This window comes from Brachybacterium halotolerans subsp. kimchii (genome assembly GCF_020792675.1).
Lineage (GTDB): Bacteria > Actinomycetota > Actinomycetes > Actinomycetales > Dermabacteraceae > Brachybacterium > Brachybacterium halotolerans.
The window spans coordinates 3,128,296-3,141,727 of the sequence record NZ_CP086254.1 but is presented as its reverse complement, the minus strand read 5'-3'; the positions used below and the strand labels follow the sequence as shown (position 1 = coordinate 3,141,727).

The 13,432-nt window shown below is 71.5% G+C and carries 14 protein-coding genes; 6 read left to right on the top strand and 8 right to left on the bottom strand.

Annotated features, from left to right (window positions below; all coding sequences use genetic code 11):
- Window positions 1-18 precede the first annotated feature (18 nt).
- Together Bra3105_RS14090 and Bra3105_RS14085 are read right to left on the bottom strand one after the other, a co-directional pair.
- A complete protein-coding gene (locus Bra3105_RS14090) occupies window positions 19-1,395 on the bottom strand; it encodes an MFS transporter (RefSeq protein ID WP_228357345.1) in 1,377 nt (458 codons plus the stop codon).
- Window positions 1,392-1,835, bottom strand: a complete 444-nt coding sequence (locus Bra3105_RS14085; protein WP_228357344.1) for a MarR family winged helix-turn-helix transcriptional regulator — start codon at window positions 1,833-1,835, stop codon at window positions 1,392-1,394. Before Bra3105_RS14085 ends, Bra3105_RS14090 begins: the two co-directional genes overlap by 4 nt.
- A gap of 90 nt (window positions 1,836-1,925) precedes the next feature.
- Here Bra3105_RS14085 and Bra3105_RS14080 point away from each other — a divergent pair, with 90 nt between their 5' ends.
- Window positions 1,926-2,534 carry a cysteine hydrolase family protein gene (locus Bra3105_RS14080; RefSeq protein ID WP_228357343.1) on the top strand — a complete coding sequence of 203 codons (609 nt, stop codon included), beginning with the start codon at window positions 1,926-1,928 and terminating at the stop codon, window positions 2,532-2,534.
- 10 nt (window positions 2,535-2,544) lie between these two features.
- Here Bra3105_RS14080 and Bra3105_RS14075 read toward each other — a convergent pair whose 3' ends face one another.
- The 3 genes from Bra3105_RS14075 to Bra3105_RS14065 are packed head-to-tail and all read right to left on the bottom strand — an operon-like array spanning window position 2,545 to window position 6,554.
- The gene (locus tag Bra3105_RS14075) at window positions 2,545-3,495 is read right to left on the bottom strand and encodes an amidohydrolase family protein (RefSeq protein WP_228357342.1); all 951 of its coding nucleotides are present in this window, start codon (window positions 3,493-3,495) and stop codon (window positions 2,545-2,547) included.
- 22 nt (window positions 3,496-3,517) lie between these two features.
- Window positions 3,518-4,315, bottom strand: a complete 798-nt coding sequence (locus Bra3105_RS14070) for a GNAT family N-acetyltransferase (protein WP_228357341.1) — start codon at window positions 4,313-4,315, stop codon at window positions 3,518-3,520.
- 25 nt (window positions 4,316-4,340) lie between these two features.
- Window positions 4,341-6,554, bottom strand: coding sequence for a GxGYxYP domain-containing protein (locus Bra3105_RS14065; protein WP_228357340.1), 2,214 nt, complete (start codon window positions 6,552-6,554; stop codon window positions 4,341-4,343).
- Window positions 6,555-6,883: 329 nt separating this feature from the next.
- On the opposite strand from Bra3105_RS14065, the gene Bra3105_RS14060 reads away from it, so the two are divergent.
- Window positions 6,884-7,048, top strand: coding sequence for a hypothetical protein (locus Bra3105_RS14060; RefSeq protein WP_228357339.1), 165 nt, complete (start codon window positions 6,884-6,886; stop codon window positions 7,046-7,048).
- A gap of 4 nt (window positions 7,049-7,052) precedes the next feature.
- Complete coding sequence (locus tag Bra3105_RS14055) at window positions 7,053-7,298, top strand: hypothetical protein (RefSeq protein WP_228357338.1); 246 nt, start codon at window positions 7,053-7,055, stop codon at window positions 7,296-7,298.
- Window positions 7,299-7,326: 28 nt separating this feature from the next.
- On the opposite strand, the gene Bra3105_RS14050 is transcribed toward Bra3105_RS14055, so the two are convergent.
- The 3 genes from Bra3105_RS14050 to Bra3105_RS14040 are packed head-to-tail and all read right to left on the bottom strand — an operon-like array spanning window position 7,327 to window position 10,457.
- The gene (locus Bra3105_RS14050) at window positions 7,327-8,268 is read right to left on the bottom strand and encodes a carbohydrate ABC transporter permease (RefSeq protein ID WP_323188824.1); all 942 of its coding nucleotides are present in this window, start codon (window positions 8,266-8,268) and stop codon (window positions 7,327-7,329) included.
- Complete coding sequence (locus Bra3105_RS14045) at window positions 8,261-9,175, bottom strand: carbohydrate ABC transporter permease (protein WP_228357337.1); 915 nt, start codon at window positions 9,173-9,175, stop codon at window positions 8,261-8,263. The genes Bra3105_RS14050 and Bra3105_RS14045 overlap by 8 nt, the downstream gene beginning before the upstream one ends.
- The gene (locus Bra3105_RS14040; protein ID WP_228357336.1) at window positions 9,165-10,457 is read right to left on the bottom strand and encodes an ABC transporter substrate-binding protein; all 1,293 of its coding nucleotides are present in this window, start codon (window positions 10,455-10,457) and stop codon (window positions 9,165-9,167) included. Before Bra3105_RS14040 ends, Bra3105_RS14045 begins: the two co-directional genes overlap by 11 nt.
- Before the next feature lie 115 nt (window positions 10,458-10,572).
- Between Bra3105_RS14040 and Bra3105_RS14035 the strand changes: the two genes are divergently transcribed.
- From Bra3105_RS14035 to Bra3105_RS14025, 3 genes are all read left to right on the top strand, one after another.
- Window positions 10,573-11,202 (top strand): GNAT family N-acetyltransferase, encoded by a 630-nt coding sequence (locus Bra3105_RS14035; RefSeq protein WP_228357335.1) that lies wholly within the window; start codon window positions 10,573-10,575, stop codon window positions 11,200-11,202.
- Window positions 11,203-11,491: 289 nt separating this feature from the next.
- On the top strand, window positions 11,492-12,520 hold the full coding sequence (locus Bra3105_RS14030) for a serine protein kinase RIO (protein ID WP_228357334.1): 1,029 nt from the start codon (window positions 11,492-11,494) through the stop codon (window positions 12,518-12,520).
- A 141-nt stretch (window positions 12,521-12,661) separates the two neighbouring features.
- A complete protein-coding gene (locus Bra3105_RS14025) occupies window positions 12,662-13,378 on the top strand; it encodes a nucleotidyltransferase domain-containing protein (RefSeq protein ID WP_228357333.1) in 717 nt (238 codons plus the stop codon).
- The last annotated feature ends 54 nt before the right edge of the window (window positions 13,379-13,432 follow it).

Genomic DNA, 13,432 nt, shown 5'->3' with positions numbered 1-13,432 from the left:
GGCCCCGGACCGGCGGCCTCACCCCCGGCTGCCCTCCCTGCTGCCGAGCGCCCTGTCGGCCACCGCGAGCACGAGCAGCAGCACGGCCGCGCCGAGCATCACCAGACCGAGATCGTGCATGCCCGCGGTGTCGGCCCGTCGGCCGAAGAGCACGCCGCTCGCGGAGGACGAGCCGATCGCGCCGAGGTACATGAAGGTGCGCAGCAGCCCCGCCGCCGCCCCGATCTGGTCGCCGCGCGCCTGGCGGTAGACCGCGTTCTGGTTGGCGAGGTTCAGCAGGCCCTGCGGGATGCCGAGCACCACGGCGATCGCGAGCAGCAGTACGAGCGGTGAGCTGTCGCCCAGCGCGAGCAGCAGGGCGCAGGCGAGGATCTGCGCCAGGGAGCCGACGATCAGCTTCCCGCGCAGCGCCTCGCGCCGCCCCGTGAGGGCGACCACCGCGATGCCCACGGCGAAGGTGGGCAGCAGCACGAGCCCGGAGACCGAGGGGCTGAGGTCGCGCGCCTCCTGCATCCACTGGGTGAAGCCGTAGATGTAGCCGTAGCTCACGAGCGCCGCGAGCACCGATCTCAGGTACGTGCGCACGAGCGCGGGGCTCGCCCGCAGCATGCGCACGTCGATGAAGGGATCGCTGCGCCGCAGTTCGCAGATCCAGAAGCCGGCGCCGGCGGCGAGGACGGGCACGAGCAGCCAGAGCCGGCCGACGGACGGGTCCATGACCAGGAGCAGCAGGCTCACCAGGGCGACCGTGAACAGCAGGATCCCGGCCACGTCGATCCGCGCACGGCCGACGGGCCGACGGCTCGGCGGCAGGTAGAGCCGCCCCAGCACGAGGCCCGCGGCGCCCAGCAGCACGTTGATCGCGAGCGTGCTGCGCCAGCCGCCGACGTCGATGAGCACACCGCCGAGCACGGGACCGATCACCGAGATGGTCTGGGTGGTGATGCTGAGCGCGCTGAGCACGGCGGCGGGGCTGTCCACCCCGGTCCGATCGCCCTCGTCGCGGATCAGCCGCATCGCCGAGGGGTAGCCGGCGCAGGTGCCGAAGCCGAGCACCACGCGGGCGGCCACGAGCACCCAGATGTTCGGGGCGAAGGTGCCGATCACGCCGGCGAGCAGGGTCAGCGCGGAGCCGATGAGGAACATGCGGCGGGCGCCGTAGGCGTCGACGAGCCGCCCCATCAGCGGCTGTCCGACGGCGGTGGCGAGGTACAGGCCCGTGATCAGCCAGGTGGTCTCCCGGGCGGGAGCGCCGAGCGCGACGCCGATGGGCACGAGGGCGACGGCGATGATCGAGGAGTTGATCGGGTTCAGGATCGACCCGAGCATCATCGGGGAGAGCAGGCGGCGGTCGAAGCGGTCTGCGGGTGCGGGGCGGCGGGTGATCGCCGTCATCGTTGGAGCAGGCGCTCGAGGAGGGCGGCGGCCGCGATGATCTGCGCGCGCTCGTCCTCGGTGTACTCCTCGGCCAGGCCCTCCTCGAGCCAGGCCTGGCGCATCCCGCGCGCCCCCCGGACGCAGTCCAGGCCCGCGTCGGTCACGGCGATGATCTGGCGGCGGCCGTCGGCGGGGTCGGCCGTGCGCTCGATGAGACCGGCCTTCGCGAGGGCCGCCACGGTGACGGCCGCGGCCTGGGGCGAGATCCGCTCGGCCTGGGCGAGCGAGGTGCCCGAGTCGGCGTCGCCGCGCACGAAGAGGGTGAGGGCCGAGGCCTGCGCGGGCGTGAGGGCTTCGCTGTCGGAGACTGCGAGGAGGCGGCGCCGCAGTCGGCCGACGACGCCGCGCAGGGCATGCGCGGCCTCCGCCGCGGAGGCCGGACGATTTGCTGGATCCATATCGTCAACGTACATTGATCAATGTTGATTGAGCAAATGAGGGATCGGCCGCCCCGATCCCTCACCGTCCAGACAGAGGAGCACTCCCCCATGACCTCATCCGCCAACGATCTTCACGAGGCGTCGACCCTTGCCCCGCGCACCGCGCTGCTCGCCATGGACTTCCAGCACGGCATCGCCGACCGCTTCACCGGCACCGGCGTCCTCGAGCGCGCCCGCGAGGCGGTCGAGGCGGCGCGCGCGGCCGGCATCCCGGTGGTCTGGGTGCGCGTGGCATTCCGCCCCGGCTACCCCGAGATCGCACCGACCTCGGGCTTCGCCGGCATCGCGGAGCGCGCGGGCGACAACGGCATGACCGAGGACTCCCCCGCCACCGCGCTCCACGAGGCCCTCGCCCCGCGCCCGGACGAGCCCGTCGTGGTCAAGCGCCGGATCAGCGCGTTCACCGGCAGCGATCTCGAGGTGCTGCTGCGCGGCCTGCAGGCCGAGTCGCTCGTGCTCGCCGGGATCTCCACGAGCGGCGTCGTGCTCTCGACGCTGCGCCAGGCGGCGGACCTCGACTTCCGCCTCACCGTGCTCGCCGACGCCTGTGCGGACCCCGACGAGGAGGTGCACCGGGTGCTCACGCAGAAGGTGTTCTCCCGTCAGGCGACGGTGACCACCGTCGGCGAGTGGACTGCCGGGATCAGCAGGGCCTGAACCCGCGCACTCACCCCTCGCCCAGCAGCGTCTCCGCGTTGCGGGTGGTCAGGCGCCGCCAGCTGGTCGCCCCGAGGGGCGGCTGGGCGCGGTCGATGCTCTCGATCTGCGCATCGACCGCCGGGGCCGGGGTCCAGCAGGAGTCGCTGCCGTAGAGCACGTGCTGGGATCCGGCGACGTCCACCAGCAGCGGCGCCGCATGCGGGAAGGGCGTGCCCGCGAGGTCGAACCAGAGACCGCGCATCGCCTCGGCGAAGGGCACGCCGCCCAGGCCGAACCCGCCCTGGAACATGGCGACCCGGTCGGACAGCAGGGCAAGGGAGGCCCCGGAGTGCGGGACGATCACGCGCAGTCCGGGATGGCGGTCCAGGGCACCCGCGAGCACGAGGTCGACGATGCTGCGGGTCGAGTCGGCCATGAACTCGAGCATCGGGCGGGGCCGGCCGAGGTCCGTCCCGTCGGCCCCGACGGGCGAGGTCGGATGGACGAACACGATCGCGCCCGCGGCCTCGAGATCCGCCCACAGGGGCTCGAGCGCCTGGTCGCCGAGGTACTGGCCGCGCGGGTTCGACTCGAGGATCACGCCGCGGGCCCCGGGCAGCGCGAGCGCGCGGCGGGCCTCGGCACGGGCGGCGTCGACATCGGGCAGGGGCAGCGAGGCGAAGAAGGAGAGGCGCTGCGGGTGCTCGGCGACGAACGAGGCCGCGGCGTCGTTCACCGCGCGGGCGAGCGATGCCGCCGCCGCGTCGTCGCCGAAGTGGACCCCGGGCGAGGAGATCGAGAGCACCGCGTGCTCGATGCCGCGGCGGTCCATGTCCTCGATCTGCGAGGCGAGGGCCCACTCCGGCCAGCCGGGCATGCCGTCCGGATGCTCGATCCCGGCCCCGCGTGCGGCCGCGACGTAGTCGTCGGTGACGAAGTGGGCGTGGACGTCGATGAGGCGGTCTGCAGGAGCGGTCATGGCGGGCAGGCTACCGCTGTGTTCAGGCCTGCGCCCCGCTCCAGATGAAGGGGGTGGTCGAGGAGACGCGCACGAGGCCGGAGCGCTCCAGGATGGGACGGGAGAACTCCGTGCAGTCGCTGTGGACATAGCCGTATCCGGCTGCGAGCGCCGCCTCGGCACGGGCGGCCGTGAGCGCCCGGTAGATGCCGCGGTGCCGGTACTCGGGGAGGGTGGCCCCACCCCAGAGGCCGACGAAGTCGGTGCCCGGCACGAGCTCGAGCCGTCCGCACGAGACGATCCTCCCCTCCGTCTCGGCGACCCACAGCTCCATGGGGTCCCCTGCCCCGATGCGCGCAAGGAGGACGTCCGCGTGGCGCGCACCGGCGCTGCGCCCGAACGCCTCCTCCGCCATCGCACACATCGCGCGCACGTCGGCGTCCCGGGTGATGCGTCTCAGAGTGACGTCCGGGAGCGGCGCGCCGCCCATCAGGCCCTCCAGGCGGCCGACCATGATCGATTCCGGCTCCTCGGGGACGAACCCCTGAGCGCGCAGAGCATCCTCGAGCCCGGGGGCCTGATCGTGCCCCCTGGTCTTCCACTCGATCTGCGTGCACCGCGGCTCCTCGAGGAGCAGCGAGAGCGCGTCCTGCACTCTGCCGGACGCCTGCTGCGCGTTCTCCACCTGCAGATCCCGATAGGTGACGAAGCCCCGTCCTCCGGGATACCTCGCAACCAGCAGCGGGCCGACCCGGGCGACGCTCTCGGCGTTCACGACCTCGGCATCTTCGCGCAATTGGGAGTCGTACGCGGAGAGCAGGTCGGCGACGTCGTCTGGCATGGGGGAGCGTAGCCCGGGTGGCTGCTCAGCGGGTGCGCGCGAAGAGGTCGAAGAACTCGTCGGCCAGCACGACCTCGACGTCCTCCGGCAGGCTCTCGACGAGCTCCTTCACGTCCGACGGGGTCCAGCTCCAGGCGTTGATGAGCCCGGCGATGAACAGCGGACCTCCCGCCGAGCCCTCGCCGCCGGCCGAGCCCTTGCCGTCGGCCGATCCCTTGCCGCCGGCCCCGCCCGTCCCGCGGGCCTCCTCGATCTTCGCGAGCAGCTGCTCGCGGTAGGTGTCGACGCCGCCGGCGGGATAGAAGGTGCCGATCAGCGGGACGGCCGCGCCGGGTGCGCTGATCGACCCCTTCTCGTCGGTCTGCATGATGCCGCGCAGGTCGACGTTGTCCGCGTAGGACTCGAGCACCCAGTCGGGCAGGGTCGGCGAGGGCTCGCCGGACTCGGGGGTCGAGTAGGCGTAGACCATGTCGAGCCCGGTGCGGGACTGGTAGCGGCCCGAGGCCTTCGTGAAGACGTCCAGCTGGTCCTTCGGCCAGGAGTCGCCGTAGGTGTAACCGGCGCCGGAGGGGCCGCACACCAGGAAGTCGTTCTCGGTCGCGGTGTGCTGGAAGTGGTGCAGCAGGGCTGGCCCGATGTCCTCGAGCAGCGGCGTGATGGTCCAGTTCATCGGCACGGACCCGCGGGCGGGGTCGTCCCAGAGCTCGCGCATGTGCCGCTCGCAGAACTGGATGTTGTCGCCCTCGCCGAAGGTGAGCGTGAGGTAGGTGCGGTCCTTCACGCGGCCGCGCGAGGGCTTCGTGGGCTTCGCGCGGGTCGAGGCGGGGATGCCGGAGAGCACGGTCGCGTTCATGAAGTAGTCGGCGGCCACGACGATGACGCCGTGGGTGCTGCACAGCTCCACGCCCGACCATTCGCCGTCGACGTCGTTCGCGAACCAGCCGGCGTAGACGGTGCCGGGGTCGACCTTCTCGAGCAGCTCGGAGAACTGGCTGCCGCTCGCGCCCGAGGGCGGGAGCCAGGTGATCAGCGCGCTCGTGGCGATCGCGAAGTCGCGGAAGGACGAGAAGGGCTCGACGCGCGTGGGTGCGGTGGACGTCGCGGAGACGGCGTACTCGTTCTCGAGCTCGAGGTCGACACTCACGGCCTTCGCGCCGTCCGGGACCTCGAAGCGGTAGATGAAGGAGGAGCCGCCGTCGGCGAAGCGCAGGCCCTCCTTGGTCTGCGAGCCGCTGCCGTCGAAGAGGAACTCCGCCTCATCGTCGGTGCCGGGCACGAAGTCGGCGGTCTTCTCGCCGTCGACCGTGAGGGTCGCATGATGGAGCGAGGGCCCCCAGCCGTCGTCGGGGAAGGAGTCGGACAGGCGCACGAACACCTCCCCGTCGCCGACGTGGGCGGTGAGGTCCACGGTGACGGTGCCGAGGTTCGAGGAGTCGGTGACCCGCTCCTTCTCGCGCGCCAGCTCGGTCCATTCGACCCCCTCGACCTCGACGGTGTGCGTGGGCGGGAGGCCGACGAGCACCTTGTGGGTGCTCTTCTCCCAGTGGTGGTCGATGGCGTACTCGTAGATGGCGGCGGGGTCGTCCTCGAAGCGTCCTCGCAGGTCCTCGACGACCTTCAGGCCGTGGTCGGAGGCCTGCTGCGCGGTCGCGACGACCGCGCCGCGCTGGGCGGCGATGGTGGTCGCGAGGTTGATGGTGTCCGGGGCGTCCATGTCGTAGACGACGGCGCCGGAGATCCGCCTGCGGTAGCGGGAGACGAGGTCGAGCGCGTTCTTCTCGACCCGGGTGCGCGCGGGGAGGTCGGGGATCCAGGTCTCGTCGACGTCGTCGGCGATGAGGTAGACCTCGGGGCGCTCGCGGTTCACGAGTCCCTGCAGGCTGATCAGCAGCAGACGGTCGAAGCCGTCGAGCTTCCGCATGTCGCCCACGCGCACTGTGCCCGAGGCACGGTCGAAGGTCGGGAAGAGGTGCCCGCGCTCCCAGTGGACGGCGGGGGCGCTGCCGTGGTGGCCGCCGTGGTGCCCGCCGGCCGGGGCGGGGCCGACGGTCCCGGTCGGCGCGGCACCTGCCGCCGTGGCCGAGGGCGCAGCGAGTGCCAGAGCGGCGGCGGTGCCCGCGGCACCGAAGCCGCCGGCGAGCGCCGTGCGGCGGCTGAGCGAGCGGCCCTCCGAAGGGGCTGGCGTCGTCGGCTCGGGGCGGGAGGAGAGGGCGGGGCGGGGCAGATCCACGGTCATCATCGACTCCTGTGGGGGTAGGGGATCTGCACTGTAGCCAGGGTTTGCTCACGTGGGAAGCGCGAGGAGGAGGCGCGAGACGCCGGGTACGGCGGTTCGCCCGAATGGTCGGGAGCGCGGCGAGCCCGCCGGCCCTCCCCATCCGGTTCTCATCCACATCCGCACGACACCCACCAGACATCCAGGCACGCTGAGTTCCGGCGACGCAGCCCGTTCGTCAAGGCTCTCTTGACACCTCTGGGCGTTGACAGGAGACTCGAGCGGACATCGCATCATCCGCCCATCGGCACGGCATCGACGACCACGACATACGGCACGCCTGGCGGAACGCTGTGCGACTCGTGGAGTACGAGTACCACGGAGACGAGCGCCTCCTGGTCATCGGCCCGGACCGCCACGGGATGCTTCTGGAGATGGTCGCGCTTCCTGCCGACACCCCCACCCGCGTGATCCACGCGGACCGACTTCGACCGATCTTCTACGACTACCTGAGGTGATCACATGGCATTCGACCCCGTACACGGGACCGTGGCGGACGGGCTCGACACGCTCGATCCGTTGACGGCCCCCTCGCAGGATGCAGCACCCTTCCGTCGGATCCTCACCGCCCGCGAGGAGCTGGCTCACGCCGAGCAGGAGCTGCGCGACTCCGTGACCGCGGCACGGGAGGCGGGAGTCTCCTGGACCGTGATCGGCGCGGCCCTGGACACCACCCGCCAGGCAGCGCAGCAGCGCTTCGGCCGGTGAGGGCGCACAGCCCACTCCCCCGGGACGCTCACCCCTTCATGCCCGAATGGGCGAGCCCCTCCACGACACGGCGCTGCAGGACGATGAACAGGATCATCAGCGGCAGCATCGCCATGAAGCTCGCCGCCATCATCACCGGGTAGTCCGTCGTGAACTGGCCCTGCAGGGACGTGAGGCCGACGGCGAGGGTCGTCTTCTCGTCGTAGGTCGCGGCGATCAGCGGCCACATGAGGTCGTTCCACGAGGCGAGGGCGGTGAGGATCGCGACCGCGCTGAGCGCCGGCCCGGAGAGCGGGAACATGATTCGCCAGAAGGTCTGCCAGGGATTCGCGCCGTCCAGCCGCGCCGCCTCCTCGAGCGAGGCGGGCATCGACAGGAAGTGCTGGCGCATGAGGAACGTGCCGAAGGCGCTGAAGACCCCCGGTGCGGCGATGCCGGCGATCGTGTTGAGCAGGCCCAGGTTCTGGATCACGCCGTACTGCGGGATGAGGTAGATCTGGTACGGGACCATGAGGATCGAGAGCACCAGCGCGAACACGAGGTTCCTGCCGCGGAACCTCATCCGCGCGAAGGCGTAGCCGGCCAGGGCGCACAGCAGCAGCTGCCCGATCACGCGGGCGATCGTCACCAGCGCCGTGTTCGCGAACTGGTGCAGGAACGGCACCTGCGCGAAGACCTCCGGGTAGTTCTGCCACTGCGGGGACGCGGGCAGCCAGCTGGGCGGGACCGATGTGACCTCCGCCTGCGTGGACAGGGACATGTTGATCTGCCACAGGAACGGGAACACCATCAGGATCCCGCCGATCAGCAGGACCGCATGGGTCGCCCAGCGGGGCCGACGGGCGCGGGCGCCGGAACCGGCCCGATCGCGGGCCGCACTCGGCGTCGCGGGGGCGGCGGCCGATGCCGTCGGCGTCGGCGTCGGCGTCGCGGACGTGGCAGCCGGGGCGTGCGCGGGAGTCTCACTCATAGTGGACCCACCTCCTCTGCAGGCGGAACTGCAGCAGCGTGAACACCCCGATGATCGCGAGGATCAGCAGGGCGATCACGGAGGCGTACCCCTGGTTGTTCTGGCGGAAGGCCTCGGAGTAGAAGAGGTACACGAGGGACTGGGTGTCGGCCATCGCGGGATTCGCCTGGCCCATCATCGCGAAGAGCAGGTCGAACAGCTGGAAGCCGTTGATCGCGGTGATGATGGACAGGAAGAAGATGCTCGGGGTCAGCAGCGGCACGGTCACCGAGAAGAACTGGCGCACGGTGCCGGCGCCGTCGAGCTGCGCGGCCTCGTAGAGCTCGGCGGGGATGCCGCGCAGCCCCGCCCCCAGGATGATGATCGCGAGCGGCAGGCTCGACCACAGGCCCACGATCGAGACCGCGAGCAGCGACCACCAGGGGGCCGTCACCCAGTACGGGCCGTCGATCCCCACGAGGGAGAGCACCCAGTTGACCAGGCCGAACTCCTTGTTGAAGATCATCCGCCACACGAGCGCGACCGCGACCGGCATGGAGACCGCGGGAAGGAAGAACAGCACCTGGTAGAAGCGGGCGAAGCGCAGGCCCTTCTGGTTCAGCAGCGAGGCGATGCAGACCGCGAGCGGGATCCCGCACAGCACGATCAGCGTGTAGATGAGGGTGTTGAGGACGGCCCTCGGGATGAAGGAGTCCTGCAGCAGCTGCGCGTAGTTCGCGAGCCCGTTGAAGGTGCGGCCGCCGAAGGGGCCGAACACCGTGAAGGAGTTGATGACCGTCGCGATGATCGGCCAGAAGTAGAAGACGGCGATGCCCAGCAGCAGCGGGCCGAGGAAGACGAGCGGCCACCAGCCGTCGGTCCCTCGGCGTCTCCTGCGCGGCGCGGCCGCGGCGGTCTCATGACTCATCGGCGAGCACTCCGTTCATCCGATCGGCGAGGTCCCCCGCGGTCTCCGCGAGGTCGCCGGGGCCGCCGACGATCTTGGGGAGCAGGAGCTCCTCGAGCTGGTTCCAGGCCGAGGTGTTCTGCGAGACGGGATAGGGGCGGGCGCTCTTCGCAGCGTCCACGAAGAGCTCGAGGTCGAAGCCGGGGAGGGCGTCGAAGAAGCTGTCGTTGGTGCCGATGAACGCCGGGTTCGCGGCGCCCGCGGCGCCCTGGATGCGGGCCGCCTTCTCCGATCCCAGGAACGAGAGGAACGCGGAGGCGGCGGGCTTGTGCGCGCTGTGGGCGCTCATCGCATAGCCGATGCCGTGGATGACGTTGCCCTCCTGCTTCCCGTGCAGCAGCGGGGCGGCGTCGATCTGCTCCTTGACCACGGAGTCCTGGAGCACGGCCGCCTGCCAGTTTCCCGAGGTCATGAGCGCCGCGCGGCCGTCGCTGAAGAGGTCCTGCGGAGGGTTCTCCGTGGTGTAGCGGACGTCGGGGGCGATGCCGTCGTCGATCATCCCGCGCAGGAACTCGAAGGCCTCGAGCGTCCCCGGATCGTCGTACCCGGAGCTCGACTGGTCCTCGGAGATGATGAAGCCGCCGGCCTGGAGGGCGAGCGGGTAGATGTAGGCCTGGGTCTCGATGCCGCCGGGGTTCCCCCAGATGCGGTCGGAGCGGAGCTTCCGCGTCACCTGCTCGGAGGCGTCGCGGTACTGCTCCCAGCTCCACGAGCCGTCGGGCGCATCGACCCCTGCGCGGTGCAGCAGCTCCCGGTTGTACCAGAGGCCGATGGTGTCGAAGTCCTTGGGGATCGCGTACCGCGTCGCGTCGTAGGTGTAGAGCTCGACGAGGTTCTCGGGATAGTTCTCCGGGTCGAAGCCCTCGAGGTCGCCGAGGTCCTGGAGCAGGCCGTGGGAGGCGTAGAGCTCGAAGTTCGGGCCGTTGATCCAGAACACGTCGGGCAGGTCGTCGCCCGTGGCCTGGATCCGCAGGCGCTCGAAGTAGCTCGCGTAGGCGGCGATCGACATCGTCACCTCGATGCCCGGGTAGTCCTCGTGGAACGCGTCGATGATCTGCCGCATCGCGGGGGCCTGGGCGGCGTCCCAGATCTGGAAGCTGATCGAGTCCTTCGCGCTCTTCGTGGCCATCGTGCCCAGCTCCGACGAGACACCACCGCCTCCCGAGGAGCAGCCGGAGAGCGCGAGCGCCCCTCCCGCCGCGGCGACGCCTGCGGCCCCGAGCAGGGTACGTCTGCTGGTCACTGCCACTCCTTCGTGCTGACGATCCGGCGCGCGCGGACACGGCCGACGACGACCCACGGTAGGGCATGCACCCGGGTCGCGTGAATCGCTTCACCAGCGCTGATACGGTCCCCGCATGATCGCCGACGATCCCCGGGACGCGCCGGGGCCGCACGGGAGTGGTCACGACGAGCGGGCGGCGCGGGACGGCAGCCGGGTGGAGCCGAGCGGCAGCCGGGCGACGCCGGACGATGGGTCGGCGACGACCATCCGCGTCGGACCATGCACTCCCGCGGACCTCGAGCGACTCGAGCGCTCCGGGGCACCCGATCCGGTGCTGCGCCACCATCGCGAGCGCTTCGCGATGCAGGAGCGCGGTGAGTGCGTCCAGCTCCTGGCGTGGCACGAGGACACGCCGATCGGGCACGGGACCCTGCTGCTGGCCAGCAAGTACGGCGAGGTGGGCGCGCGCTGGCCCGGCATCGTCGAGGTGAATGCCCTGGCCGCCTGGCCCACCGGCCGCGGCACCGGCACCGTGCTGCTCGCCGCCGCCGAGGACGCTGCGCGGAGCCGGGGATGCGCGCGCATCGGCATCGCGGTCGAGCCGAGCAACCCCGCTGCCCGCCGTCTCTACGAGCGGCTCGGGTACCGACCCGTCGACGGACTCCGAGTCATCGACAGATGGACCGAGCAGCACGGGGACGGCACGCGCATCGACCACGCCGATCCATGCGAATACCTGGTCAAGGACCTGCGCCGAGACTGAACGGTACGGGCTGCTCTCCGCTCTTGGACGAACACGCAGACCCGCTCACCCCGGATCTCCGAATAATCGCTCGACCCCGCTCCCCCGCGCGCCGTACGGTGCTGCCGAGCGTCGGCCCCAAGCGCCGACCCTGAGGTGAGGAGGACCTGATGGTTGCCACCGTGCTGACCCCTGCCGTCCTCCGCTCCGCTCCGACCTGCTGAACCGCCGTCGGCCCCACGGCCGCCGCCGCGCCGATCGCGCGCCCGCGCTCCCGCGCCGCAGGTCCACACCTCGGGAGAACCCCCTCATGGCATCGTCCTTCGACTGGGACACCTTCTACTCCACCTCTCTGGTCACCGCCGGCGTGACCGACGACGACCTCCCCCACGACCCCGATGAGCCCGGGCCCGATCAGCGCTGGTCGACCTGGCCCGAGACCGCCCACACCCTGGACCGCGGCCCGCAGCCGTTCCCCGACTGGGTGGTCCAGCACGAGGGTGCGATCGACACCGAGCTCGGCGTGCTGAAGACCGGCAAGGAGGCCGACGCCTTCCTGATCGAGCGCGCCCTGCCTCCTGACCTGCGCACGGGCGCGCCCGGCGAGGTGGCGCTCATGGTCGCCAAGCGCTATCGCACCGATGAGCACACCTCCTTCCACCGCTCCGCGCAGTACACCGAGGGCAGGCGGGTGACCGATTCCCGCGAGGGCCGTGCGATCGCTCGCGGCAGCGCCTTCGGCAAGCGGGCCGCCGCCGGGCAGTGGGCGCGCGCCGAGTTCGACACCCTCGCGCGCCTGCACGCCGCCGGCCTCGCCGTGCCCTACCCCGTGCAGATCCAGGGCACCGAGGTGAGCATGGAGTTCATCGGCGTCGGCGGGCCCGGAGCGGGCGGCGGTCTCGAGGCGGTCGGCGGGGCCGACGCGGCAAGCGTTCCCGACTCCTCCCGCGGACCCGGCCCGGCGCGGAAGCCGGGAGAGCACGAGGCGCCCGCCACGCCCGTCGCCGGGCCCCGGCTGCACGAGCGCCGACCGTCGGCCGGGCTGGCCGCGCAATGGACCCGTGAGCTGCGCGGCTTCGTGCTGCGCCTCGCCGAGATGGGGCTCGTCCACGGCGATCTCTCGGCGTACAACGTGCTGGTCGATCCGCGCAGCGCTGACGAGCGCCTGGTGGTCATCGACGTCCCCCAGGTGATCGACCTGATCGCGAACCCCAACGGGCCCGACTTCCTGCGTCGCGACTGCGAGAACGTGTGCACCTGGCTGCGCGCCCACGGCGCCGATCCGCGGGCCGCGGACCCCGAGGAGTGGTGGGCGGAGGCCATGGAGCGGCGGGGATGAGGCACCAGCTCCGGCCACCGCACCGGGCCAGAGGACCCGGTCACCGGACCCGGCCACCGCACGGGACCTCCGCGCGATGAGCAGCAGGACCAGTCGAGCAGAGCGACGAAGAGCAGGCCGACGAGGAGAACGGAGACGCACATGCTGGAGGACGAGGAGCTGCGGAGGATCGCGCGACGGCTGCAGGCCGTGGCCGGCGTCGAGGCCGTGGTGCTCGGGGGCAGCCGTGCCCGCGGCACCAACCACGAGGCGTCCGACGTGGACCTCGGTCTCTACTACGAGGCCGAGCACCTGGACATGACCGCACTGAGGGCGGCGGCGGACGAGATCGCCGACGCTCCGGTCGGTGTCGCAGGCCCCGGCGGCTGGGGTCCGTGGGTGGACGGCGGCGGGTGGCTGACGATCGAGGGCACGCCCGTGGACCTCATCCTGCGCGACGCCTCCCGCGTCCGCGCACAGCGGGATCGGGCGATCGCGGGCGAGTTCACCTTCCACCAGCAGCTCGGCCACCCGCTGGGCTTCCTCGATGTCGCCTACGCGGCCGAGGCGGCCGTCTGCGTGCCGCTCGCGGACCCCGTCGACCTCGTCGGCGAGCTGCGCGAGGGCTTGGATCCCTACCCGCCGGCGCTCCGCGATGCCTTCGCGGAGTATCTGGGCAACGCCGAGTTCCTGCTGGGCGGGGCGGCCAAGGCGGCTGTCCGGGGCGACGTCGCCTACATCGGGCTGTGCTGCGCATGCTCGCTGATGTGGTGCGCTCACGCATGGTGCGCCGCCGCCGGGGTCTGGGTGACCAACGAGAAGGGGCTGATCCCCGGCGTCGAGGACCTCCCGCTGGACACCCACGGCTTCACGGCGTAGGCGACGAAGATCCTCGCGGGCATCGGCGCGGACGGGTCCGCGGACGCGCTCGCC

Excerpts from the sequence above, each read along its gene's own strand:
- Bra3105_RS14090 (WP_228357345.1), bottom strand. The coding sequence starts at position 1,395 with ATGACGGCGATCACCCGCCGCCCCGCACCCGCAGACCGCTTCGACCGC.
- Bra3105_RS14085 (WP_228357344.1), bottom strand. The coding sequence starts at position 1,835 with ATGGATCCAGCAAATCGTCCGGCCTCCGCGGCGGAGGCCGCGCATGCC.
- Bra3105_RS14080 (WP_228357343.1), top strand. The coding sequence starts at position 1,926 with ATGACCTCATCCGCCAACGATCTTCACGAGGCGTCGACCCTTGCCCCG.
- Bra3105_RS14075 (WP_228357342.1), bottom strand. The coding sequence starts at position 3,495 with ATGACCGCTCCTGCAGACCGCCTCATCGACGTCCACGCCCACTTCGTC.
- Bra3105_RS14070 (WP_228357341.1), bottom strand. The coding sequence starts at position 4,315 with ATGCCAGACGACGTCGCCGACCTGCTCTCCGCGTACGACTCCCAATTG.
- Bra3105_RS14065 (WP_228357340.1), bottom strand. The coding sequence starts at position 6,554 with ATGATGACCGTGGATCTGCCCCGCCCCGCCCTCTCCTCCCGCCCCGAG.
- Bra3105_RS14055 (WP_228357338.1), top strand. The coding sequence starts at position 7,053 with ATGGCATTCGACCCCGTACACGGGACCGTGGCGGACGGGCTCGACACG.
- Bra3105_RS14050 (WP_323188824.1), bottom strand. The coding sequence starts at position 8,268 with ATGAGTGAGACTCCCGCGCACGCCCCGGCTGCCACGTCCGCGACGCCG.
- Bra3105_RS14045 (WP_228357337.1), bottom strand. The coding sequence starts at position 9,175 with ATGAGTCATGAGACCGCCGCGGCCGCGCCGCGCAGGAGACGCCGAGGG.
- Bra3105_RS14035 (WP_228357335.1), top strand. The coding sequence starts at position 10,573 with ATGATCGCCGACGATCCCCGGGACGCGCCGGGGCCGCACGGGAGTGGT.
- Bra3105_RS14030 (WP_228357334.1), top strand. The coding sequence starts at position 11,492 with ATGGCATCGTCCTTCGACTGGGACACCTTCTACTCCACCTCTCTGGTC.
- Bra3105_RS14025 (WP_228357333.1), top strand. The coding sequence starts at position 12,662 with ATGCTGGAGGACGAGGAGCTGCGGAGGATCGCGCGACGGCTGCAGGCC.